This window comes from Bacteroides sp. HMSC067B03 (assembly GCF_001811315.1).
Lineage (GTDB): Bacteria > Bacteroidota > Bacteroidia > Bacteroidales > Bacteroidaceae > Bacteroides > Bacteroides faecis.
Genome location: NZ_KV804412.1, coordinates 311,899 through 333,930, shown reverse-complemented (window position 1 = coordinate 333,930; position 22,032 = coordinate 311,899). Strand labels below are relative to the sequence as shown.

The 22,032-nt window shown below is 55.6% G+C and carries 22 protein-coding genes; 1 reads left to right on the top strand and 21 read right to left on the bottom strand.

The annotated features are described in order from the left end of the window. Window positions 1–3: 3 nt before the first annotated feature. The 12 genes from HMPREF2794_RS20430 to HMPREF2794_RS20370 all read right to left on the bottom strand — a co-directional run bounded on the left by HMPREF2794_RS20430 (window position 4) and on the right by HMPREF2794_RS20370 (window position 14,742). Window positions 4–2,181, bottom strand: a complete 2,178-nt coding sequence (locus tag HMPREF2794_RS20430; RefSeq protein WP_070752442.1) for a helix-hairpin-helix domain-containing protein — start codon at window positions 2,179–2,181, stop codon at window positions 4–6. Further along, window positions 2,178–2,720, bottom strand: coding sequence for an HNH endonuclease (locus tag HMPREF2794_RS20425; RefSeq protein ID WP_004293556.1), 543 nt, complete (start codon window positions 2,718–2,720; stop codon window positions 2,178–2,180). Before HMPREF2794_RS20425 ends, HMPREF2794_RS20430 begins: the two co-directional genes overlap by 4 nt. Then, entirely contained in the window at window positions 2,713–3,480 is a 768-nt protein-coding gene (locus HMPREF2794_RS20420; RefSeq protein WP_004293557.1) for a DNA-methyltransferase, read from the bottom strand. The genes HMPREF2794_RS20425 and HMPREF2794_RS20420 overlap by 8 nt, the downstream gene beginning before the upstream one ends. Beyond that, window positions 3,446–5,203 (bottom strand): PHP domain-containing protein, encoded by a 1,758-nt coding sequence (locus tag HMPREF2794_RS20415; RefSeq protein WP_004293558.1) that lies wholly within the window; start codon window positions 5,201–5,203, stop codon window positions 3,446–3,448. Before HMPREF2794_RS20415 ends, HMPREF2794_RS20420 begins: the two co-directional genes overlap by 35 nt. Next, a complete protein-coding gene (locus HMPREF2794_RS20410; RefSeq protein ID WP_004293559.1) occupies window positions 5,200–6,240 on the bottom strand; it encodes a toprim domain-containing protein in 1,041 nt (346 codons plus the stop codon). The genes HMPREF2794_RS20415 and HMPREF2794_RS20410 overlap by 4 nt, the downstream gene beginning before the upstream one ends. A gap of 634 nt (window positions 6,241–6,874) precedes the next feature. Next, a complete protein-coding gene (locus tag HMPREF2794_RS29990; protein WP_004293560.1) occupies window positions 6,875–8,230 on the bottom strand; it encodes a DnaB-like helicase C-terminal domain-containing protein in 1,356 nt (451 codons plus the stop codon). Continuing rightward, window positions 8,227–8,844: a hypothetical protein gene (locus HMPREF2794_RS20395; protein WP_008672745.1), complete on the bottom strand. Its 618-nt coding sequence runs from the start codon at window positions 8,842–8,844 to the stop codon at window positions 8,227–8,229. Before HMPREF2794_RS20395 ends, HMPREF2794_RS29990 begins: the two co-directional genes overlap by 4 nt. Continuing rightward, window positions 8,822–9,424, bottom strand: a complete 603-nt coding sequence (locus tag HMPREF2794_RS20390; protein WP_004322848.1) for an RNA polymerase sigma factor — start codon at window positions 9,422–9,424, stop codon at window positions 8,822–8,824. The genes HMPREF2794_RS20395 and HMPREF2794_RS20390 overlap by 23 nt, the downstream gene beginning before the upstream one ends. Window positions 9,425–9,568: 144 nt before the next feature. Next, window positions 9,569–10,054: a crossover junction endodeoxyribonuclease RuvC gene (locus HMPREF2794_RS20385; protein WP_004293563.1), complete on the bottom strand. Its 486-nt coding sequence runs from the start codon at window positions 10,052–10,054 to the stop codon at window positions 9,569–9,571. Beyond that, a complete protein-coding gene (locus HMPREF2794_RS20380; RefSeq protein ID WP_004293564.1) occupies window positions 10,029–12,353 on the bottom strand; it encodes a hypothetical protein in 2,325 nt (774 codons plus the stop codon). The genes HMPREF2794_RS20385 and HMPREF2794_RS20380 overlap by 26 nt, the downstream gene beginning before the upstream one ends. Then, window positions 12,341–13,408, bottom strand: coding sequence for a metallophosphoesterase family protein (locus HMPREF2794_RS20375; protein ID WP_004293565.1), 1,068 nt, complete (start codon window positions 13,406–13,408; stop codon window positions 12,341–12,343). The genes HMPREF2794_RS20380 and HMPREF2794_RS20375 overlap by 13 nt, the downstream gene beginning before the upstream one ends. Before the next feature lie 74 nt (window positions 13,409–13,482). Beyond that, entirely contained in the window at window positions 13,483–14,742 is a 1,260-nt protein-coding gene (locus tag HMPREF2794_RS20370) for a hypothetical protein (protein WP_004293566.1), read from the bottom strand. 14 nt (window positions 14,743–14,756) lie between these two features. Between HMPREF2794_RS20370 and HMPREF2794_RS29065 the strand changes: the two genes are divergently transcribed. After that, the gene (locus tag HMPREF2794_RS29065; RefSeq protein WP_008672739.1) at window positions 14,757–14,915 is read left to right on the top strand and encodes a hypothetical protein; all 159 of its coding nucleotides are present in this window, start codon (window positions 14,757–14,759) and stop codon (window positions 14,913–14,915) included. A gap of 108 nt (window positions 14,916–15,023) precedes the next feature. Here the strand turns inward: HMPREF2794_RS29065 and HMPREF2794_RS29660 are convergent, their stop codons facing one another. The 9 genes from HMPREF2794_RS29660 to HMPREF2794_RS20330 all read right to left on the bottom strand — a co-directional run bounded on the left by HMPREF2794_RS29660 (window position 15,024) and on the right by HMPREF2794_RS20330 (window position 21,987). Further along, window positions 15,024–15,383, bottom strand: coding sequence for a hypothetical protein (locus tag HMPREF2794_RS29660; protein ID WP_224241394.1), 360 nt, complete (start codon window positions 15,381–15,383; stop codon window positions 15,024–15,026). A 34-nt stretch (window positions 15,384–15,417) separates the two neighbouring features. Next, window positions 15,418–15,630, bottom strand: a complete 213-nt coding sequence (locus HMPREF2794_RS29655) for a hypothetical protein (protein ID WP_191835317.1) — start codon at window positions 15,628–15,630, stop codon at window positions 15,418–15,420. A 2-nt stretch (window positions 15,631–15,632) separates the two neighbouring features. After that, window positions 15,633–18,215, bottom strand: coding sequence for a hypothetical protein (locus HMPREF2794_RS20360; RefSeq protein ID WP_004293569.1), 2,583 nt, complete (start codon window positions 18,213–18,215; stop codon window positions 15,633–15,635). Then, window positions 18,212–18,616, bottom strand: a complete 405-nt coding sequence (locus HMPREF2794_RS20355) for a hypothetical protein (RefSeq protein ID WP_227225037.1) — start codon at window positions 18,614–18,616, stop codon at window positions 18,212–18,214. The genes HMPREF2794_RS20360 and HMPREF2794_RS20355 overlap by 4 nt, the downstream gene beginning before the upstream one ends. 151 nt (window positions 18,617–18,767) lie before the next feature. Next, window positions 18,768–19,661: a hypothetical protein gene (locus HMPREF2794_RS20350; RefSeq protein WP_004293574.1), complete on the bottom strand. Its 894-nt coding sequence runs from the start codon at window positions 19,659–19,661 to the stop codon at window positions 18,768–18,770. Beyond that, window positions 19,658–20,590 carry a hypothetical protein gene (locus HMPREF2794_RS20345; RefSeq protein WP_004293575.1) on the bottom strand — a complete coding sequence of 311 codons (933 nt, stop codon included), beginning with the start codon at window positions 20,588–20,590 and terminating at the stop codon, window positions 19,658–19,660. The genes HMPREF2794_RS20350 and HMPREF2794_RS20345 overlap by 4 nt, the downstream gene beginning before the upstream one ends. Then, complete coding sequence (locus HMPREF2794_RS20340) at window positions 20,583–21,260, bottom strand: hypothetical protein (RefSeq protein ID WP_004293576.1); 678 nt, start codon at window positions 21,258–21,260, stop codon at window positions 20,583–20,585. Before HMPREF2794_RS20340 ends, HMPREF2794_RS20345 begins: the two co-directional genes overlap by 8 nt. 110 nt (window positions 21,261–21,370) lie before the next feature. Next, a complete protein-coding gene (locus tag HMPREF2794_RS20335) occupies window positions 21,371–21,694 on the bottom strand; it encodes a hypothetical protein (protein ID WP_004293577.1) in 324 nt (107 codons plus the stop codon). A 5-nt stretch (window positions 21,695–21,699) separates the two neighbouring features. Continuing rightward, window positions 21,700–21,987: a hypothetical protein gene (locus HMPREF2794_RS20330; RefSeq protein ID WP_004293578.1), complete on the bottom strand. Its 288-nt coding sequence runs from the start codon at window positions 21,985–21,987 to the stop codon at window positions 21,700–21,702. Window positions 21,988–22,032 lie beyond the last annotated feature (45 nt).

Here is a 22,032-nt window from a genome sequence, read left to right as displayed (position 1 = left end):
TTTTCAGGATTGAATGAATAACAATGAGTTCCTATAGGTCTGTAATGTATTGCATCCGTTGTAGTCGCTGTAACGGATGACGGCAGTGAGGATGACCACCCGGTCTTTGAGCGACTGGATCTCGGTGTGGTGTTCCATGTAATAGTCGTTCCAGCATACACATTCCGCCAGACGGTTGTTCTGGGAGAGTGTCAGCTTGGCGAAACGCTTCCGGCTTCCCGTCTCCCTGTCCTTGTAGGTATGTTCGGTTACATCCACCACCGTGGCGCAGACAGTCGCACGCCTGCCGTCGTTCTCGTCCCGTGCCACCTCGTCCAGGGTCAGGTAAGAGGCTTTTCCCTTGACCTGCCTGCGGGCTTCCGAATTGTTGAAGATGCGGCGATAATCGATGCTGCCTATGCCCGACACGGCAATCTGCTGCTGCGACCAGAAGAAATGCCGCCCGCGCATGTCCTGCGGGAAGTCTTTTTCAGAAAGGGAGAATCCCAGTTCCCGTGCTGCGCGTTCGAGCAGCGCGCAGCGTTCGGTAACCGCCCCGACTTTTTCGATACGGTCGAAGCATCCGGCAAGGATCATGTGCTTGACATGCCGGGCGTTCACGGGGACTTTCACGGCCTCTTCCGCGTTGTCGGGGTCGTCCCAGTAACTGTATTTCTTGAGTTTGTAACGGAATATGCGGTGGATGAAGTTCTCGATACCGGTATATGCCCCGCCCCGGTCGCGTTCCGTGACGATGTATTCCACTGTCTTGACACCGACCTGTTTGATACGGGTAAGCGACCAGAAGATTTCATCGGTGGCATAGTCGGTGAAGAACTCCGTCCCGGAGCGGTTGATGTCCGGCGGCACGATCTTGGCCGACGAGCAGCGTTCCATCTCCGCCATCAACGAAGGAATCTCCTTGTCGTCCGCCCATTGCAATGCCACCGTGTAGAATGCCGAGGGGTAATTGGCCTTGAGCCATGCCCCGCAATAGGCTGTAAGGGCGTATGCCGCGGCATGGGAACGGTTGAACGAATATTTCCCGGCCACCTCTATCTTGTGCCAGATTTCCTCCGCCTCATAGTCCGGGCATCCGTTCCCGACGGCTCCGGCAATGAAATCCGCCTTCAGCGTGGCCATCAGGTCGGCTTTCTTCTTTCCTATGGCCTTGCGCAGATAGTCGGTCTTCCCGAGGTCGAATCCCCCGAGCGTATGAGCAACGGACATGAACTGCTCCTGGTAGACCATGATTCCGAAAGTGTTCTTCGTTGCTTCATAACAGCCGTAGTTATAGACCGGGGCCACTTCGCCACGCCTGAAACGGACATAATCATCGGTGGCACCGATGTCGAGTGTGGCGGGACGGTACAGGGCATTGATGGCGATCAGGTCCTCGATACACTCCGGCTGTACATCCTGGATAAACCGGGTAATGCCCGGCGAAGAGAACTGGAACACATTCTGCGTGTTGCCGTCCGAGAGCAGTCGGTAGGTCTTCCCGTCTTCCAGCATATCCTGCGTAATACGCCCGATAGTAAGTTCCTGCCCGAAATTCCGGTTGACCAACGCGATGACGGCACTCAGTTTGGCAAGTTCCTTTGTCGCCAGCACATCCTCCTTCAACAATCCGATCTCATCGACCGAATAGCCGTCGAACTCCGATACCAGTGCCCCGTCCATCTTACGGACCGGCAGGAAATCGAAGCATTCGGCGGGCCTGCCGTCCCGCGTGTCCGGTGTGACAACGATGGCCGAGGCGTGTATGGAGGCCGCTTTGGGCTGTCCGAGCAATCCTTGCACGTCCTCGATGACCAACGGATAGGTCTGGATAAAGTCCCGAAGTTTTCTGTTGAAGGCAGCCTGTCTGAACAGTCCTGTCCAGTCCGTGCCGTCATCTATCATGGCGGTAATATAGTTCACGATGGAGTGAGGCACGCGGTGTACGCGTGCCACGTCCTTCAAGGCGGCTTTCAGTTTCATCGTGGTAAAGGTGCCGGCGGAAAAGATACGCTGGCGGCCGTCCGCGTTGTACCGTTCTTCCAGGTAATCCTTGATCTCCTGCCGCCGGTCGGAGGCATAGTCGACATCTATGTCCGGCAGCGAAGCGTGGCCGCCTTCCGTCAGTCCTTTGTCCACAAAGGCATCCATGACCGTCAGCGGTCCGTCTGCTTTCCTGATTCTTATATGTGTTACTTTCATCTGATATATTTCTTGTATCGTATTATCGCGCTTACCGTCTGGCGGCTGACGCCGTACTGTTTTGCCAGGCTGTTCTGGGAAGCCTGGCCGGAAGAATATCTCACCCGTATCTCTTCCGCCTGCCCGTTGGTCAGTTTGGCATTCACGCTTTTTTCGCCGTAATCCCGTTTGAGGCCACCCGCTATGGCATGTTCCATATTCCGCTGGTGCGTACACATCTCCAGGTTATCCGCACGGTTGTTGTCGCGGTTCCCGTCGATATGGTTCACCTCCAGTCCCGGATTCCAGTCGGGCAGGAAATGCTGTGCTACCAGACGGTGCACGGAGAACTTCTTCCCGACACCGCCCTTGTAGAGCCGGACACAGTCATAGAGCGAAGTCGTCCCGCACCAATGGCACATAATGCGTTCGGGTTGTATCCAGGTAATGCCGTCATGCGAAACCTGCCGTTCCAGACTCTTGACACGCCCGAGGTTGCTGATCCTGTACTTTCCTTCATAGTTCTTGATATCCACCCAGATTTCCCGGGTGTCAGCCATGGGTTATACGGTTTAGTGCTGTCTGAAAAATTTCCCGGTCTATCTCCACGCCGACGAACCGGCGTCCCGTATTCCGGCAGGCCACGGCCGTGCTGCCGCTGCCCATCGCAAAGTCGAGGACGATGTCCCCTTCATCGGTGTAGGTGCGTATCAGGTATTCCAGCAGGGCGACAGGTTTCTGTGTCGCGTGCAGGCAGGAGCGTTGCTTGTCGGTCTTGAACTTCAGCACGCTGCGCGGATAGCGTTCCGTGGATATGTAATCCCGGAAATTGTCGTGCTTCCGGTATATCTCGCCGGCATCGCATTTCCGCTGGTGTTCGGCCATCACGACCTTGCGCCTGTGCCCGTCCGTCTTGATCGGATGATACTTCGGCAACCTGTCGTAGAAGACCAGAATGTCCTCGTGCGCCTTCATCGGCATACGCCCGGCATTCAGGAAGCCTGTCGCCTGCGTCTTCTCCCATACCCAGGCATACCGCAGCCTGCGGAGATTGGAACTGCCCAGCAGGCTCGTAAAAGGATGCTGGCAGAACAGCAGTACGGGAGTGTCGGGCCTGGATATGCCCTGTACGGCATTCCACATCCCGGGGATGTCTATCACGGCATCCCACCGGCAGTGTGTCGTACCGTATGGAGGGTCTGACAATACCATGTCGGCGGTGATGCCTTCTTCAGCCAGCAGGGGCAGCACATCGAGTGCATCGCCCCGGTAAAGGTCGCAACCGTCATAGGGACGGTGGTGTTCGTAGGTCGGATTCATGGGTTTCGAGTTCCTTTAGGTTCCACAAGCAATCTCGGCGGTCAAAAAGGATTTCGTCGCCACACATCAATTCATCTGCGTATATCGTCCGCTCTTCTCCGTTACGGATTACCCGCATCCGGGCATCCGTGCACAGACGGTAAGTCTTGCCTTCAGATTCCATCTCCACATAGCGTTCGCCCTTGCCGAGTGTGATGTCCGGGGCAAGCACCGTCAGTTCGTCTTTCCAGCTGAGCCCGCAGCGTTCCGGCACGAGGAAGCGCGAGAAGATAAGGTCGTATTTCAGCGGGTCGATGGAGGTTATGCCAAGCAAGTAGGAAACCAGCGAGCCCCCGGCGGAACCGCGACCTATACCAGTTGCGATGCCTCTCCGGTGCGCCTCCCGCACCATATCCCACTGCACCAGGAAATAGTCCACATTGTCGGTCGATTCAATGATATAGACTTCCTCGTCCAGCCGTTCCCGATAGCGTTCCCGCTCCGGTTCCGGCACTTTCCGGTCCAGCCCGTCGTCAAGCAGTCGGAGGAACATCGTACGGCGGTCACCATACCGTTCCCGCTCTTCCGGTCGCATACGGTATTCCGGCATGAACATTCGCCCGGTCTCGAATGAGGCGTCCGCACGTCCGGCAATCTCCACCGTGGGACGGCACATGCGCCTAAACAGGGAATCGAAGTCCCATTGCCCGGAGAACAGAGGACGGAGCGTGTCATACAATTCATCCGCTGTCTTGAAATACTGGTCATCGCTCTGTTCATGGGCGGCTCCCGTGGCAATCTTGTTCACCACGATTCTGTACCCTGCATCGTCCTTGTCCATGTAGTAGCAGTCCGGAATCAGGACTGGTTCTACTGTAAATGAATCCGTGTCGGCATCATAACAGTTGCCGAAATAATATTTCAGGGCTTCTAGTTGCTCCCTGTCGATGCGGTCCGCCTTGTATTCGTTGGCGTCGACCTGGTAATAGACCGCTTCGGCACCTTTCCGGATACGCTTCACCTGTTTGGGGTGTCCGGCCATCCAGTAGACGGAACGGATGGCGAAAACCACCACACAACCTGCGGCATACATCAGCAGCTGTTCATAGCGGAGGGTGTTGTCTTCCGAATCGACCATGACGGCCCGTTGGATGCGCAGCAGATTATGCAGCCCCTCGTTATCCAAGGCATAAATCTTCAGCCCGACACGTTCTTCTTCGTGCATCATTGTCAGCGAGTAGCCGAATATATGTTTCAGCCCGGTATTGGCGCACTCCTTCTGAAGGTTCAGCGTGGCGGCCATTGTATTGCGGTCGCAGATGCCGACAGCCGTATGCCCGAGCCATTTCGCCTTGCGGCACAAATCTTCCGGCGAGCAGCAGGCGTTCAGCAGCTCGTAGGAGGTATGGATGCCGAGGTTCACGAAAGGTACATCATGTACCGGAGGCTTGGGCCGGCCGATATATTTCAGCAGGTTGAAACGGAATTCTTCCCGCAGGTCATAGTAGTACCAGTTCCTGCCGAACGGGAAGGCCACATGGAAGATTCCTTCTTCCATCAGCACATCCGGACTTTCCATCAGGTTGAACACGAGCTTGTCCCCGTCGCCGCGGAAGATGGATTCCACTCCCGACAGGTCGGCCGTGAAAAGCCGCCCGAAGCCGGGAATATCCACCACTTCCGTATCGACCGGGATATAGGTTATCCGTTGTGCATCGAGCCATGAGAAAAGTTCCTGTATCATCTTTCCTGTACTTTTTTGAGTTTGTATTCAAGGACGGACAGCAGGCGGCAGGCGAAAATCCCGTAGATTTCCGCTTCCGTGAGTTCGTCCCAGTCTTTGGCGGCATCAGCAATGTCCGCGATGAAAACCTCGAAATAGGGTTTCAGCCGTTCAGCCGTCCGCTTTACCGACTCGACGGCATCACCATCGTAACCGATGACTACGGTTCTGACGCCTTTCGATTGCAGCTTGTAGATCTGTACATCGGATATTTTCTTTCCGAAAGTGGCCACGGCTGCGACATGGGAATTGTCATAGAGTTCGAGTCTGCGGGTCAGGGCGATGACATCGAAAATACCTTCCGCGAGGATGACCGTATCGGTTTCATCCATACGGACGGCATCGTAGTTATAAAGGAGTCTGGAAAAGTCGTTTTCCGTGGAGTTCCGGTAACGCAGGATCTTGTACCCGCCGCTATGTCTGGTCTTGCGGTTGTGGGCGTCTATATCCTCTTTCGGCCAGGTATGGCGGGAGACATAGCCGACAACCGTACAGTCATCGATGACCGGAAAGACGACATAGTCCGCGTAGCGCGGATTGAGCCTGCCGGTTATCCCGACCGGGAAATACTCGTAATCGTCGAAACAGAAGCCGCGCCGCTGCAAATACGGATGCCGGAAAGTGCGCTTGTAAAAGTCCGGCAATTCGACCGGCACCAGTTCGTCGTCTATTTCTTCCGCCTCGTCCTTCTCCAGCAGGTGCAGGTTCAACGGTGCGGCAATGTCAGCTGTCTGCAAAACCATCAGGTCCATGCGACCGATAGCCGCCAGAAGTTGCTCCAATGTACGGGTGGATGCCCCGCAGGAGAAGCAGTGGGCCATGAAAGGCCGGCGGTGGGCAGTCGCCTTGCCGATGTAGATACCGAACTTACCGCCCGACTTTCCGCAGAACGGGCAGCGCGGAACGATAAGGTTCTTACCGCTCCCGTCCCGTTTGGCACCCGTCTCGCGGGTTATCTCCGAAACCAGATATTGATATTCCTGTACCGACAGTTCCATATTAAGGTATAGTCGTGACCGCTACAGGTTGGTTTGAAATGTTTGGAAAAAGAATCCGGATTAGCCCAATAAAAATAGACCGGCAGAATCATGGAAGGTCTTTCCACCCAAAGGAAAAGAGAAATTGTCTTCCCGGCTGGACAAAAAATGACTGCTTTTGTCTAATCGATAAAACAATATATAAATAAGGAGATTGATAATCAGCATTGGCTGATTATCAGGTGTAGAGATGTACTTTTCTAAAATGATCACTCTCTACATAAAAAAAGCGTATTTTTTGTGCAGTACAATAAACATACTGAATGAAAAGTATCGTTTTCCAATTACTACAAATAACGGATTTGTATTTGCGAGGTCATTCGAACTTTCCTCGAACAAAGGTCGTATGATATCTCGAACGCCAAGACCCGTGAGCGGAAACTGAAAGCCTTGGAGGCGGCAGAGGAATTGAAATGTGAAAACCTGCTGTTGATAACATGGGGAACGGACGATATGGCGGAATACAAAGGGCATACAATAAAAATCGTATCTGTCCGGAATTGGTTTTACGCATGTAAGCTGCCATATATTCTCAACATTCCAGTCGTTACAAGTCAAAAAGCCACCGACACGCCGCATCCGGATCGATGGCTTTTTATTCCCTGTTCAGATTCAGTGTCCTCTGCCCGTCATAGAACACCTCATTGTCGTAGTCGGTGGCAATCCTGATAGTGTCTCCTTTCTTGAAGAACCGGCTTTTGGCCACGTGCAGGCGCATAACGTTCTCCTTTCTTTCAGCCGATGACTGGTTGAGCGAAACAAGGTGCGTGCACGGGCGGGCCAGACCTTTGGCCTCCGAACAGTTGTACTCGGTCAGCACGTTCCGCTCGTCATTCAGCCACTCCCGGTCTTCGATGGTAGACTGGTAAGTCACCACCATCCATACCTTTTCGTCCGCCGCCAGGTCCTTCAGGTCATTAGCCACCGCGATACGCTTCGCCCGTTCATGGTCGGCTCCCCATGAACGGCGGTTGGCATCCGTCAGCAAGTCCATCGAATCCACAATCACGATGTCCGGATTATATCCTTTGAGCTTCCTGTATTCCGAAATGCCGTTCTTGATGTCGAGTGTCGAGACCTGGGCATTGAAACGCGGGTAACTGCGCACCGTGATGCTTCCGGCATACGAGGCGACCAGTTTTTCCAGATGTCTCATCTCCGTATCCGAAATCTTTCCCCGCTCGTAATAGTAGGCGTTCCTGGAAATCAGTCCGCCGGAATAGGCGTTCAACGCCTCTTCTTCCGAACCTTCCAGCTGGAAATGCAGCACATGCAGCCCGTCATCGATGTCCGCCCTGACACCGATCCATTTGGCGATGTGCGACTTTCCCACGCCTGTGCTGGCCAGGAAACAGGTCAGCTGACCTCGCAGGTTACGTCCGGCATTGAGCGCATCCAGATACGGGATGTAGAAGCGGGACACACGAGGGGCGGCCGAGCGTTCCTCTTCCTCCTCGCGCCGGCGGTTCCTCTCGAAACGCTCCTTGAAAGTCGCGGCCACATCGACGAACGAGGAACTCTTCAGCGTGAACCCTGCCAGCCACTCGGCATATTCCCGAAGAGTCTTCTCCGCCTTGTCCTGTTTGTTCTCGTTATACAGTTTTCCGACCTCCGCATAGACCGACTGCAACCGGACCCCCTTGATGTAGGACTCCAGCATGTCGGTCATCACCTCGGCACTCTGTCCCTCGTCATACTCCCGGAAAGTGTCTATCAGCTCGATGGCGTCGTAATCCTCATGGAAGGTCTGTGCCAGCACGGCATACGACGGCGGTGTCTTGTATGTCTTGAAGTGTACGGCTATCGCCTCCTGTACCTGCTGGAACGAACGGTCCGGCAGGTATTCCTTACGCATATGCCGGGCTAGGACAGCACACAACGGTTCCTGTCTGAGCGCCGTGGCATAGAGTTCATACAGGAACTCGGCACTGAGCGGATTGACGGCACTCATGGCTTCGCCTCCTTTTTCCGCCACGCCTCACAGCGGATACGGTACAGTTCCGGATAGCGCGCCTGTGTCCTTCTGCGGCATGGCTCCGCTTTCGCACATTTTGAGCATGACGGGGAGAAAGGCGTCCACATCAGCGTGGAGAGCGCACAGACGAGATATCCCGCTTCGGTGGAGAGCAGTCGCCGCTTGGTCGTCTCCTCGTATTCCGGATAAATAAAACGCCCGAACGGATGGCTGCGGCGGTCTTCCACTGCCCGCGCCAAATCATGCCGTGACAGCCCGAAACTCTTCAGCCACCGGTCCTCCCGGTAGCGGCGTTCCTTTCCCGAGCGGAGATAGCGGCCGATGGCTTTCTTTCCGAATGAATGGGAGACGTTCCATTTCCTGCGATACGCGGTATCATATCCGGAAATGGCATATGTCTGGCAGATACAGAAGTCGGACAGGCGTTCCGCACTGACGGAGACGACCTCCCGGCACAAGCCGTCGAAACACATCCCGAGTTGCCTGTCCGACTTGCCGCCGGTAGGGAACACAAAATCCGCCCACACCGTGGTGCGGACCAGCCGTGTAAAGAGCCTCCGGCATCCGTCAATCCATTCTTTTCTCTCCATCGCGTGTCAATAGTTTGCGCAGCTGCGTCTTGGCTAGGAAGATGCGGCTTTTTACCGTTTCTACGTTCCTGGTCTGCAAAGTACCGTTGTTATAGGTGATTTCCATGATTTCCCCGAGTTTGTAACCAGCCTGCTGCAAGAGCAGGGCTTCCCGGTAAATCGGTTTGAGCCGGTCCAGTGCCCAGAGGATGTCATCGTTATAGAACTCGCGGTAGTTGTCCATCCCCATGCTGTTTCCCGACGGTTCGTCCTCATCCGACAGCGAAGAGGATATTTCCGAAATGTCGATATTGTCGTCCGGGGGCATGCGGTTCCTGTTGCGGTTGTTCAGGTCCGCCACAAGCCGTTTGGTCACGGCATAGATCCAGGTCTTTACCGGACGGGCCGGGTCATAACTGTCCATATACTTGAAGAAGTTGGCCAACGCCTCGAGGTAGTTGTCCTCGATGTCCTCCTGGTTATAGGTATATTTGATACAAATGCTGTATATCAGATTCTTGTGCGGCATCACATATTTTCTGAGAAGTTCCGCCCTCTGTCTCGCGGATTCGTCTTCAGGCTGGAGAACCGCAATAAACACATCTTTCTTTTCCACGTTTCCACTGACTGAAAAGGTTGATAATGAATCTCATGTCCTAATCTGTCAGCTACCGTGAGCGTCAATTGAAAAAACGGGCGGCAGCATTACCGCCGCCCGGAAAAAATCCAAACCGTTGTCGGCTTGTCACAGCCTGTGCCTGCGGATGTAATAGTAGAAGAGGTGGCAGGCATCCGCCGCATTGTCATCCACCGGGACAATACCGTATCTGTCCTTGCAGGCCGCGACCATCTGCGTCTTGGTGGCGTGTCCGTCTCCCGTCGCCCATTTCTTGAGGACAGCCGGGTTGACGAACTCCGGTTCCGGGATATCCAGTTCATCGCACACTTCGAGCAGGATACCCCTGAGTTCCGAGAGCCGCCGCATGTCGTAGAAATGGCGGTTCACGCTCACATCCTCGGCCACGACGCGGCGGATGCCGTAACGACGGAGCAGCGAGAGCAGCGTAGTCCTGAAAGCGCCGTGCATCTTGTTGCCGTTGCGCCGTTTGCTTTCGGTGAAGTTCCATGTCCCGGCCTCATGCAGGGAGAAGTATCCGGTATGCGTGGCGATGTCCAGCGCCAGTACCTGCTCCCGGGTCAGTACGCTATTCTCCGAGTCTCGATTCGCCATTCTCTTTCACGATTACCAGTTTATGCGGATAGCCTTCAGCCACATTCCCGTGCGAGACTACCAGCACGGTACCGCCGAGCGAGTTCAGCGCCTCGAACATGGAGGCCAGCCCCGCTTCATCGACCGCCTCGAGTATCTCGTCCAGCACGAGCAGATCCAGTCCCTTGTCCCCGTCGCAGTTGCTGTTCACGAGTTTCTGCATGGCAAGGATGGTCGCCAAATTCACACGGGCGGCTTCGCCTGCCGAAAACTTGCCGAACGAGCCGCAGTCCATGCCGTCGCGCAGCAGTGAGATGGAGATTTTCTCCCTTACCTTACCACTCTTGAGGACGGTATACCCGTCGAAGCGGATACGGATGTCGCTGCCGATGTCTTGCAGGAACTCGTTGGTGATACGGCTGAGCGCCTCGATTTTCGTGTTGGCCAGATAGGTCTTGAACTGCACGAACCGTTCCCGCTGTATCTCCAGGGCACGGACCCGGGCATCGACGGCCGTCTTGCGCCCTGCCGCCTCGTTGGACTTCCCGCGCGTTTCACGGAGAGTGTCCTTGAGCGATTGTATGAGGTCGGGTGAAGCCGCCTCATCCAGCTCCCGGATCGTGGCCTGCAAAGTGTCGATGGCGCAGGCCGCAGCCTGTATATCTTCCTTGCCTACCCGTATGCCGCGGTTCAGTGCGGCATTGCGCTCGTCTATGAATCCGAACACCTCGTCGAATACCTTGCGGCGGACACCTTCGATTTCACTTTGCAGGGCGGTAATTTCGGAAGCGATGCGTTTATGCCCGCTTTCCACCTCTTCCACGTGGCGGGTGGCATTCCTGATGGCCCGTTCGTGCCCGGCCAGCTGCTCCTCCCATCCGGTGCGTCTGCCTTCCAATATCCGGCGCTCATGGTTCAGCCGGTTCTGCTGCAACTCCACGGCATCCGTCTCCTCCTGCTTCTCATCGATACGGCCGTTGATTTCCGTGAGCTGCCGTTGACGGAGCTTCAGTTCCTTCATGCCGGCCTCGATGTCGAACTGTGGTTCTGCCACCAGAAACTCATGCCCGCAGAAAGGACAGGTGATGGAGCCGGCCAGTTTGTTCGAGAGGCCGTCAATACCGGCAGAAACGATACGCCGTTTATGACGCAGTTCCTCGATGCTGCCGGACAGGTCGCGCAGACGGATGTCGATTTCCCGCAGTCTCTCCGCAGTCGTATCGGACTGATCCCTGTATGCCTCACAGAATGCGGCATACTCCTTCTTGAACTGTTCCCAGCCGTCAGTCCTGTTTTTCAGTTCCTGTTCCGCCTGCTTCAAGACGGCATCGCAATCCTTCAGCCGCTCTGTGGCGGTCTGTAACCGTCCTTTCTTTTCGGCAATGACCTTGTCCCAGTCCGTCTGCCGGGCATCGGGAAAGAGGGACATCATTTCCGCTATCTTTTCCAGACATGCTTCCAATGCGGTATCTCCGGCTTCCAGTTCCTGCAAAGCCTCGTCCGCCCGCTGCACTCCGGCAAGCTGTTCCTCAAGCCTGTCCACGTTCTCGTGCCCGGTACGGATCTGCTCCCTCTTGGCCGCTATGGCCGTTTCCAGTCCCATGATACGTTCCACACGGGTACGCCCCCGCTCGGCTCCGGCTTCCTCCTCCTTGCGTATCTGCTCCTGTAACATCCCGATACGCCCGTCCAACCCGGCCAGTTCCAGTTCCACCTGCCGTTTCTTTTCAGAGAGCGGCACGATGTCTTCCTCCACTTTGGCGATGGCTTCATCCACCAGGATACCGTTGGAAAAGCGGTTGATGACCTCTTTCTTCTCCTTGTCCGATGACGAGAGGAAATCCTCATACCGGTATTTGGAAAGGATGAAATTGTTGAGCAGCTCGTCGCGTGTGATACCCAGTTTGTCAAGAATATACCGGTTATAGGCATCCACCGAAGGCTGTACCGCTTCATCGGTTACCACCTGCTTGCCGCCACGGTAAAGCGTACAGCTGACAGAGGAAGCCCCCTTGCGCGGGATACGGCGGTTGACGAGCAGTTCCTCGGCGGCGGAATCGTTGATGAAACGCAAAGCGATACGGCATTCTTCCGCTGCATCGTTGATAATCTCCTCCGAGCGTATCTTTCTAAGCGGGCTGCCCGTGATACCCACGGCAATGCATTCCAACAGGGCAGACTTGCCGGCCCCGTTCGACTGCTGGGACTCATTGTCCCGGTTATCGCCGAAAATCAATGTCGTCACGCCTTGCCGCAGCATGTAGGACAGCGAACGGAAGGCGCAGAGATTTTCGGCTTCTATCGTCTTTAATTTCCACATGATCTGTTTTCTATTCTAGATAAATACTCCAATCCCATCGACACATCCTCGATCTGTTTCTCCCGGCAGAAGTCCTCGTAGGTTTCCCGGATGCGGCGGCTGTCGAATTTCTCGAAGAGCGAAGAGGATACCGCCTCCGGCAGCTGCTCGTCATCGGCAACCAGTTCTACCTTCGCCGCTCCGGCTTCCAGCAAGGCGGCTTTGTCCACCGATTTCATCGCGGCGGCAGGTGCATGGACACGCACCTTGACCTTGTAGCGACCATCGGCCTCCATTTCACGCAGCTCGTCCATCAGGTGCAACCCGGCACGTTCCGCCGGCATATCCATGACACGGTACCGCATGTTCACGCGGTTCTTGACAAACTCGTACGTGCCGTCCGTATACAGCACCGTGTATCCTTTCTCCTCGTCCTCCCCGAAGTTATGCTGGCGCGAGGAACCGATATATTCGATTCCCGTCCCCGGAATGACGGTACGGTTGTGGTAATGGCCGACAAAGACCTTGTCGAAAGGAGAGAATATCCTGGCAGGCAGTTCCTTTTCCGAAGGCTGTGCCAATGCCCCGTTGATACCCTCATGGATGTAGAGGAAGTGCTCCGGTTCTCCGGAAAGCGCTTCCGCAGCCAATCGTCCGAGCCTTTCGGCAAAAGAGCCGTCTTCCGGAAAATAGCTCATTACATGGAGCGCGAACTTCCATTCCGGGCGGCACAGGGTCAGGTACTCATCCACGACAGTCACATTCGGATGCCGGTCGAAGACATGACAATATCCGCGCAGGGATTCCTGGTTCACCTTGTCGTGGTTCCCTTCCGCCAGCGTGACATGAATGTCATGGTCCGCGGCGGATACAAGCATATCCCTGACGGCCAGCAGGACATCGAGTGTCTGGGCGGCACGGGAAAAGAACAGGTCTCCTCCGACAACCACTTCCCGGATATCCCGTTCCCTGCAAATTCCCATGGCCTCCTGCCAGTTGGCCTGGAATGCAGGGATGTTGTCTTTCGAGATGTGGATGTCATTCAATAACAAAAGGCAGGGTTTGTTCTCTTTCATACTAAGTGATTGTGATTAGGACGGGAGGCCCGGATGCCTCCCGTCGGATTAGAATTCAAGAACTTGTGAAAGGCTTATCTGCGGTGGCGGGGACGCCCGGCACGCTCTTCCGTTTCCTCCGGCTGCTCTTCTTCCTCCCCGGGGACATCCTCCGGTTCGTCACTGGGCTTCGGACCCTCCATCTCGCTTTCGATCAGGTCGAGTAGTTCCCGGTTGCTCGTGGAGCGTGTAACACGCACGGAGAGCCCTTCCTGCTCGATGTAGCCGCGGATCATCGCACGCAGCTCCTGGCCTTCCTCGGTCTTCTCACCGAGTTCCTGCCGCTGAAGCTCGTCATAACGTTCGAAAAGGTCGTCCAGCGAGATGCCTCCGCCTTCACGCCCGTTTTCTCTGTTATCTTTCGTACGGCGGTCGAACGAGAACGCGGATATATCCTCCTTGGGCAGTTCACCGTCCAGCGTGTCGATGACCGTCTTCATTTCATCCGTCTCCATGAGCGACATGCCGTAGATACCGTCGCACTGTTTGAGGAACTCGACGGTGGCTCCCAGATGATAACGGGTGTAGCGGTAGATGATTTCCGGGATACGCGGCGCACCCATCAGGGCGGTCAGCTCCTCCTTGGTCAACGGTACCGGTTCCGATTCGTTGTCAATGGAAATGACATACTCGGTCTTGGCTCCGTTCTTGCGCTTTTCAATCTCCACCGGATAGGCGTCATACACCGAGGAAATCGGGCACGGGTAAGACGGATTCTTGGCCAGTTTCTTGCTCCACAGCTTGAACTTCCTCTCATCCAGATCCTTGAACTGGGCATGGGAAAGGGTCATCATCTGCACGCCTTTGGCTCGTTCACCCAGGTCGAATACATAGAGACAGTGGCCGTAACTGTATTTCAGACCGCCTCCGAACGAGCCCCCGGCAATCTTTTCCGCCAGTTTGTCGTCCCCGTCCTCTTTTGCGGCTTCGACGGCCATGCGGCGGTAAGTCTCGATGGGATCAACGCTATATCCGGCATCGGTAGCGCGGGTGACAGTGACATACATCTTTTGGGGCTTGTTCCCCGTAGCGGGTTTCTCCAGCTCCAGAAGCAGCTGGTGGACGGGATACTCATAGCCCGGACGTGTCGGCGAGCCGTCCGGATTGGGAGCGATGGGCAGGATACGGAGACGGTAAGTCCCGAACTTGTCCATGCGGAAGAACTCCGTACGGGCGAACGCCCTGTTCTCCTCCTGGGCACGCAACTGTGCCTCCTGATAAGATTCCTGAACGCCGAGGAACATTTCCTCGACAGACATGCCTTCCATGCCGTTGTTCTTTTCTTCTTCTTGCATAAACGCTTTGTTTTATGGATTTAAAAATGCCCGAAGAATGCGACACGGTATACCCGCATCGCAAAGAAACTGGTAACAGGACGGACGGGTTCGGTTGCACCGTCCGCGTTCAACTGATAAAATTGGGAGAGGATGTCTCGCTGACCGTATCCCGAAAGAGGATACTCATTTGACAATATGGAAAGGTCTTGCAGCGACCGTGGAATACAAAATTAGGCAAATTACCCGGAACAGCCATACATGTACATGAATGTTTCTCACCGGCATTGTCCTTCAGCGCATTACCGTTTCATTTTAAGAATGCTTTTAATCTCTCCGAGCAGTCTGTCGCCGCCCGGCGCGTTCCGCGCTTCGGCAAGCAGCCTCCTGCGGTTCCGGCGGATATACTCTTCTCTCTTGCGGCGGCATATGCCTTCATAGTAGGCTTTGCGCTCCGGCGTGAGCCGTTTCCCGCGCCGGCAATAGACCCCGTCCCGGCGGTACTCGTCCAGGTAGCGGCGGAACTTCGCCTTGCCGCAGGAAGGGTCTTTCGATGCCTCCGCCACCGACCGTATGACCTGCCAGTCCGGCTCGAAGGGCTGCTGCGTGGCGCATAACCTGCGGAGCAGATGATAGACTACCGGCATCTCATACCGGAGCATGAAGCCTATCCGTGTCTCGTCGAAAGGAAAGCGCTTAAGCGTCCCCTGCGGTCTTCCGTCTTCTCGCTTTCGGGGCTTCTGCTGCCGGGGAGACGGTTTCTTCTGCGGCTGCCGCCTGATTTTCTTCTGTTTCATGATGTTGCGGTTGAATGGTTTGCTGTACGGTTTCACGGACGGGAACGTTCCTGCGCTCCGCAATCCTCCGGCGGCTTTCAATATCGCCGTTTACATTGAGTTTATGTTTCATGACTATACAAAATAGGTGAAGTTGAGTTCTACATTGACATTGTACATACCGCGCTCGTAAAGCTGTATCCTGCGCGAACCGCCGTAGATGGTGAACGAGGAGCCCCGGTTGTACTTGTGGTCATCGTTCCAGTCAGCGGCGCTGCAGCGCACGCTGTATCTCGGGGGCTGTATCTTGTTCGGGATGACGGCAACGATGCCGCCCCAGTTGCTGCCGTCCCTGCGTGCGGTATTGATATACCCCTGTATGGACACGATATTCCCGATCTGGCGGATAAACAGCCCCTGGGTATCTGTTCCCGAGCCGCTGTTCTCCATGTGCATCCATCCCGTATCCGCCAGCAGGGGCTGGTATTCTTCCGCATAGGCGGCTCCGATAGCGCGGCAGGCCTGCCGTTTCGCCTCCGCTGTCGGCAAGGACAGGTCGGAAAGTTTGCCGTCCTTGCGCAGGTAGTCCTTGACGATTTCGTCTTTGGACAGCACGTCCAACTTGTTCCGCAGGAGCTGCCGGGCTTCCATGGGGGATTTTCCTTGCCCGGTCAAAAAGTCGATGTAATCCTGGAACAGGTTTTCAAGCGCGGCGAAGCGGGCGTCCGCCCCGGCCTTGGTATACAGGTTCAGGTTGGTGGCGATGGTATCCTTTTCGGAAGCGTTGTAGCCGCCCATCAGCCGCTCCGCCTTTTTCTTGAGTTCCCTGACAACCTGCGAGGTCATCACGTATCCCTCGACCTGCGCGTGCGAAATGCCGCCTTCATCTATGTAGGCGAACGAACCGGTCTTGATTTCCAGCAGTTTGTCCCTGAGTTCGGGTGTGAAGACAATGCCCTCGTAAGCGGAGTCAGTCCCGAGCTTGCCGTCCATCATCCGGTCTATCTCGGCCGTGGAATAGACTTCGAGGTTCTTGCGTGCCTTGCCCTTGTCCGGAAGGTCGGACAGGTTCGAGGTCTTGGCCAGTTTCAGCTCCCCGGTACCTTTCTTTTCGGCATCGAGGGTATCCCTGACGGCCGCCTGCCGCTTTGCTTTCAGTTCGGCGGCTTCCTCTGCCGTCAGCCCGCTGATCTCGTCCGCCGTCAGGCGCACCAGCTCCTTCAATCCTTCGGAGATTTCCAGAAATACCTCCCCGGCTTCCGCTTTGGAATAGACATCGATATTCTTCCGGGCGGCAGCCTTGTCCATGACATCGGAAAGGTTCCCGTCGGCGGAGAGTTTCATTTTCAAAGCCGCCGCGACGGTTCCCGATGTGACATAACCTTCGCCGCCCTCCGTCAGTTCTCCGGTAGTGATAGCCGCCAGTTTCTTCCTGTATTCGGTCGTGAAGTCTTCGGTAGAGAGCTGTTTGCCTTCTACCACATCCACTTTCTTTCCCATCGCCTCCGTAAAGGCCCTGACGGTCACATAGGTGTCGGACACGGATTTTCCGTTGATTTTAAGCGTACCGAGCACATCCACCGCTCCCAAAGGGGCAAGCACGATGTCGCCCAGAGCGTTCCTCAGCGCAAAACGGAAACTGTCAGCGGTGTCGAAGCCGACGGTGGCGAGCAGCGCGGCGGCACTGTCGCGCCAGGTAATCAGGTTTGTCAGCCTGGCATTGTCTTTCGTATAGGCGGTATTCTGAATATCGATACCCCGTCCGGTGCTTTGCAGGGAGAGCAGTCCGCCGACCTGCAGGGTGGCGGTACGCCCGATGACTTTCAAAACAGGTGTGGTGCAGGCTTTTCCGTCATGCACGGCAAAGTCACGGTATTTTGTTCCGCCGCCCTCCGTGCCGTGGTAATTGATACGGATACAACCCTCATCCGTCACATCCGAGGTGTTATAGATGTCGTATCCCTTGATGCGGACAGCCCCGATCCGGGCGTTTTCATTCAGCGAAGTACCGCAGGATATGCCGTCTTCCGTAACCCTGGCCAGTTCCTTGCCTTGTTTCATGAAACTGAACGTGCCGTCCGTCCGGATGACAATCTCGTTGACAAGCAGACCGTGCAGGTAGGCACCGATGGCGGCATGGCCGTCCGCCTTGACGATGCCTTTGAGCATGTAGCCGTTCCCGCCGCTGACGGAGACGGCGGTCTTGGAGCTGATTTCTTTCTGCCCGGTGAACGTTCCGGCCAGCACCAGATCCTTCTTGACGGTCTGCCGGGCAAAAGGTGTATCGAGCAGGACAGCATAGCGGCCGAAGAACTTGTCGATGAACCGGGGTGCATAGCTCTCCGTCACCTCGATGGCCGCCGGCAGTTTGTCAGTAACCGGATCGACCGTATCCGGGACAGCCTTGGCTCCGGCACAGAGATAACAGGTACGCCCGCGCTTGTTGACCTCATTGGCGTAGACCACCGATTCATGCCGGTTGATTTCGTATATATAATAGGGATAGACAGCATCGGCGCAGCCGTCGAAACGGCGTACCTTTCCGCCGAGCCAGACATAACCCGGGGAGACGCGGGGACCCTCGATCTCGCATCCGGAGATGATGAAGTCCGAGCAGCCGTCAAAAACGGCACTCATGCTGAGAGCCAGTTCCTGCAAGTTCAGGATATCGTCCGAGTAGGTATACCGTCCGCCGGTTTCCGCAATATATTCTTTCATTGTCCTGTATTCTTATTGGGGGTGTATTCGTCTTCGTCGATCTTGATCAGGTAGGTCTTGCCTGCTGTCTTATAGGTGTTCACCACATAGGAAAGCATATAGACCAGTTCCCGCGGAGGTATGGTGACGGGCGGGACGCAGACCATGAAGCTGACCTTGTTGATCAGCTTCTCTTCCGCCAGCAGGTAGAACGGACGGGGGCGTTCCGCCTCATTGTCCGTTGTAACCTGTTCCCCGTTGTACCATACGGTGAAAGGACGCTGGTATTCCGCCCCTTCGTGGTACAGGTCCACACCGACACTCGTGCTGTCCTTGATGAAGATGCGGTCCTTGCCGTCCTTGATGTATTTACCGAACCGGTAGTTCAGGAACCACTCGAAATAGATGACCTGTGAGGTCATGCGCGCCTCGATATGCCGTTCCCGTGCAAACGTACGGAACCGTTCGTTCAGGCTTTGCAAGGGATAGAGGCAGCTCTGCACGAAGAGGATGAACCGCCGTCCCGACAGGTAGTGCGGCACGAGCCGGTTCACCGAACGGTCTATGGGCAGCTTATATCTCATGGTTTTCGACTTTGAGCGTGATGGCTTCCCGGAAGGTCGGCAGTTCCGACTCCTCGTCCTTGCGCGAGGACTCTTTCAGGTAGCCCGAGGCGGTGTATGTCATGCGGCCGACACGTTGCAGGGGCTGGATTTGCCCGTCCGTATCGTGGCAAGCAATAAACACGCCCTGCTCGGGGATTGCCGTCTCGTCGATATAGACGTCTGTAACGTGTTCGGCACGGCGTATGGCATCCGTCAGGCGGGAGACATAGACCGCAGCGTCGAAGTCGATGCCCATAATGTAGTCCCGGATACGGGTCTCGATGCTGTCGTACATCTCCGCCTCGGGAACGGCACCATCGTAGAAGACCGTAAGACGCGGCACCAGCACGTCGCCTTTGGTCGAGATGACCTCGATGCGTGTGCCGGCGAATTTCAGCTTGCCGATATAGGCATTGATGGGCACCAGCTCCTCGGCGGGAATAGCTTCCAGATGTCCTTTCGTGCCGGTAGCGATTTTCAGTACCAGCTTGCTGTCGAGGTTGCTGTCGTCCGTGCTCTCCACATAGGAGACCTGCGTAATGATGCGTTTGGTCTCATCGACCTGGGCATACCCGAAAGCCAGTCCGTCCTCGCGGACGGTCAGCTCGTCGCCCTGCTGGTATTGCAGCAGCGCATTGGCGTAGTAGTCCGGCGTGCCGTTGATCCGGTTGTTGATGGCTTCCGAGATATCCACCGCGAAGACATCAAGCAGCGTCTCGAAACTGTAGATGACAGCGGCTACGGTCCATAGGATACCGTTCATGACAGACAGCTTCGAGTCGCTGGCGAACTCCGTCAGTTCCAGCCGCCGGTTGCGTTCCTGCACGGCTTCATTGTATATCTCCTTAATCGTCCGGCTCATTCCACTGTATAGGTTATATCGTCGATAATGAATTTCCACGCGCCACCCTCATTCCAGGCCTCCTCGTGCAGGATGACCCATACGGCTTCCATGCCCGAGGCGATACGGTAGCGCCCCGTTTCGGTATCCCGGTCCGGCTCCCGATAGGTTCCCGTCGGGGCTGTAGGTAAAATGACCGTGCAATTCCGTCGGTCGCCGTAATGTTCCACAAGGGTTGTCAGGTAATGATCTATGACTGTCGGTTTCAGTCGGGCGGCGGAGAGGTCGAGTGTCATCAGTTCCCGGCATTCGGCAAGCGGTGCAAGATCGGCCAACGCGCAATTCGACAGGTTCAGGCTGTAGGTTCCGGAAAGCAGCCGCAGGCTCTCCAAGGAGAGTGTGGCGTGCGTGAGCGTCAGCTCCTCCACCGGCAGTGTCTGCACCAGTACCAACGACCGCGGTTTGAGCCCGCTCCAGTCGATACTCCGGAAGCAGGCATCGGTAAACCAACGGATACGACGCCTGTCCCTGACTTTGTTGTCGAAGGTATGGGTGAGCAGCTGCGGCGTGTCCGCGAGGAGGACGGTCTCGGTGTCGCTGTTGTCGCCCCAGTCGATTTCCAGCTGTCCCGCACCGGAAACGGCACACTGCACGGTGATGATCCCGGCAGCGAGCGTGAGGACGACAGCAAGCGGCAAGGTGAACGTTTTGGGATAGACATGCCGTTCACCGTTAGCGGGGACGATGCCGTGCAACCCGTTATAGGCGACTACATCGGCGCGGATAACGAAATCGTCCGTGTAGACAAGTTCCCGGCCGGCAGTCAATGTCGTGGCGAAGGAGAGATCGGGGTTGTTGATGAGCAAATCCACGACTCCCTCGATGCTGCCGTACAGGTACAGGGCCACATCGTAGATATTCTGTCCGGCTACGACCCTGTACTTACCCATCGTTCTCCTCCTTTTCCTCGGTTTCTAAAAGCAGCTCTCCCGTGGCAGAATCCATATAGGCATTCTTGATGACGACCTTGTCCGACAGGAATTCCGACTGCAGTTTGGCGGCAAGACCGTTGTTTTCCAGACTCGAATGCAGGTAGTCGACGAGGCCGACACCTGTCGTAGAATGTTGGTAGAGATTTCCGGCTGAAGCTTTCAGCAGAAACGTCTCGTTCTGGGCTTTGGCGGCTCCTATTTCGAAGTCGGTCTCTGAGCCGCTGTACACGGCAAGGTAACCGTCCCGTGACAGCAGGTTGTAGACTCCCTTCTCATTGAGGGAGAAAAATGCGGCCAGGGCGATATCGGCCGTGCCGGCTTCCGTCTCCGCCACGACGGGAAACCAATGTTTGCCCGTCGCAGGATTTCTCAGGTACTCCGTGCCGCCCGAACCGCTTTCCATAACCAGACGGACCGTCAGGCGGCGCATGTCGGGCGTATAGGGAATCCTGACATGGAACCCTTTGCCGTCGTTATACGTGTACACGAAGCCGACGGGGACGGTAATCTCTCCGTAGCGGAAGGTGTCGTTGTCCGCACCCGCGACGGCATCGAGCAGGCGGAAGTCGTAGAAACTCTTGCCGGCGATATTGCCGGAAGTCTCCACCTCACCGTATTCGGCGTCCATTGTTATGTCCTGTCTTGCCATGAACGATACTTCAACAAAAAGCCCGACCATACATCAGAGTACGACCGGGCACTCTTTTCAAAAGAGTAGCGGCAGAAAGAAAGGATGGTTTACTTCTCCTGAATGAAATCGTAGATGCGCGACACGGTAGCCCACATATCGTCCGGAAGCTCCTCGTCCGAGATGCGTTCGCAGGCTTTCCGGAGATACTCCATCTCGTCCCCCGAGAACTCCACGGCAAGCGGTTTCTCCTTCTCCACATCCCATTCGATGCGCTTGTCCTCGGCATTCTCGTGAAGACCGATGGCTTTGCGCTCCTCGTCCGGAATGGCGATCTTGCGCAGAATCTCTTTTTTGAGGTTGAAGTCCTTGAAGTTGCCCCGTGCCGGCAAAAAGGACGGCAGGTAAAGGCGGTCTTTGACTGACAGTTCCATATTATTTATGCATTTTGTACGTTACTCTTTTTTATTTCGTCGATCATGGTATCGAAATCATGAAACAGGGGTGCAAGCGGCTCTCCCATAGGAATGTTGCATGAAATAACGCCTTGTTCCATGTAGATGATACCTATCTGCGGAGCGTTCCCCGAGCCATCCGTATCCTTCTTGCGGATGGAGGCGTGGACGCGGGTCAGCGCGTCATTGACGATGGAATATTCCAACTGGTAGTCGGCATTCTCCGTGCTCTCTTCGGCAACCTTGGTTACCGTTACGTTGGTGATGTTCATAATTCGCTTCTGTTTTTATTAAGTGTAGGGATATTCCCAGCAGAA

Excerpts from the sequence above, each read along its gene's own strand:
- HMPREF2794_RS20430 (WP_070752442.1), bottom strand. The coding sequence starts at position 2,181 with ATGAAAGTAACACATATAAGAATCAGGAAAGCAGACGGACCGCTGACG.
- HMPREF2794_RS20425 (WP_004293556.1), bottom strand. The coding sequence starts at position 2,720 with ATGGCTGACACCCGGGAAATCTGGGTGGATATCAAGAACTATGAAGGA.
- HMPREF2794_RS20420 (WP_004293557.1), bottom strand. The coding sequence starts at position 3,480 with ATGAATCCGACCTACGAACACCACCGTCCCTATGACGGTTGCGACCTT.
- HMPREF2794_RS20415 (WP_004293558.1), bottom strand. The coding sequence starts at position 5,203 with ATGATACAGGAACTTTTCTCATGGCTCGATGCACAACGGATAACCTAT.
- HMPREF2794_RS20410 (WP_004293559.1), bottom strand. The coding sequence starts at position 6,240 with ATGGAACTGTCGGTACAGGAATATCAATATCTGGTTTCGGAGATAACC.
- HMPREF2794_RS29990 (WP_004293560.1), bottom strand. The coding sequence starts at position 8,230 with ATGAGTGCCGTCAATCCGCTCAGTGCCGAGTTCCTGTATGAACTCTAT.
- HMPREF2794_RS20395 (WP_008672745.1), bottom strand. The coding sequence starts at position 8,844 with ATGGAGAGAAAAGAATGGATTGACGGATGCCGGAGGCTCTTTACACGG.
- HMPREF2794_RS20385 (WP_004293563.1), bottom strand. The coding sequence starts at position 10,054 with ATGGCGAATCGAGACTCGGAGAATAGCGTACTGACCCGGGAGCAGGTA.
- HMPREF2794_RS20380 (WP_004293564.1), bottom strand. The coding sequence starts at position 12,353 with ATGTGGAAATTAAAGACGATAGAAGCCGAAAATCTCTGCGCCTTCCGT.
- HMPREF2794_RS20375 (WP_004293565.1), bottom strand. The coding sequence starts at position 13,408 with ATGAAAGAGAACAAACCCTGCCTTTTGTTATTGAATGACATCCACATC.
- HMPREF2794_RS20370 (WP_004293566.1), bottom strand. The coding sequence starts at position 14,742 with ATGCAAGAAGAAGAAAAGAACAACGGCATGGAAGGCATGTCTGTCGAG.
- HMPREF2794_RS29065 (WP_008672739.1), top strand. The coding sequence starts at position 14,757 with ATGGATTTAAAAATGCCCGAAGAATGCGACACGGTATACCCGCATCGC.
- HMPREF2794_RS29660 (WP_224241394.1), bottom strand. The coding sequence starts at position 15,383 with ATGCTCCGGTATGAGATGCCGGTAGTCTATCATCTGCTCCGCAGGTTA.
- HMPREF2794_RS29655 (WP_191835317.1), bottom strand. The coding sequence starts at position 15,630 with ATGAAACATAAACTCAATGTAAACGGCGATATTGAAAGCCGCCGGAGG.
- HMPREF2794_RS20360 (WP_004293569.1), bottom strand. The coding sequence starts at position 18,215 with ATGAAAGAATATATTGCGGAAACCGGCGGACGGTATACCTACTCGGAC.
- HMPREF2794_RS20355 (WP_227225037.1), bottom strand. The coding sequence starts at position 18,616 with ATGACCTCACAGGTCATCTATTTCGAGTGGTTCCTGAACTACCGGTTC.
- HMPREF2794_RS20350 (WP_004293574.1), bottom strand. The coding sequence starts at position 19,661 with ATGAGCCGGACGATTAAGGAGATATACAATGAAGCCGTGCAGGAACGC.
- HMPREF2794_RS20345 (WP_004293575.1), bottom strand. The coding sequence starts at position 20,590 with ATGGGTAAGTACAGGGTCGTAGCCGGACAGAATATCTACGATGTGGCC.
- HMPREF2794_RS20340 (WP_004293576.1), bottom strand. The coding sequence starts at position 21,260 with ATGGACGCCGAATACGGTGAGGTGGAGACTTCCGGCAATATCGCCGGC.
- HMPREF2794_RS20335 (WP_004293577.1), bottom strand. The coding sequence starts at position 21,694 with ATGGAACTGTCAGTCAAAGACCGCCTTTACCTGCCGTCCTTTTTGCCG.
- HMPREF2794_RS20330 (WP_004293578.1), bottom strand. The coding sequence starts at position 21,987 with ATGAACATCACCAACGTAACGGTAACCAAGGTTGCCGAAGAGAGCACG.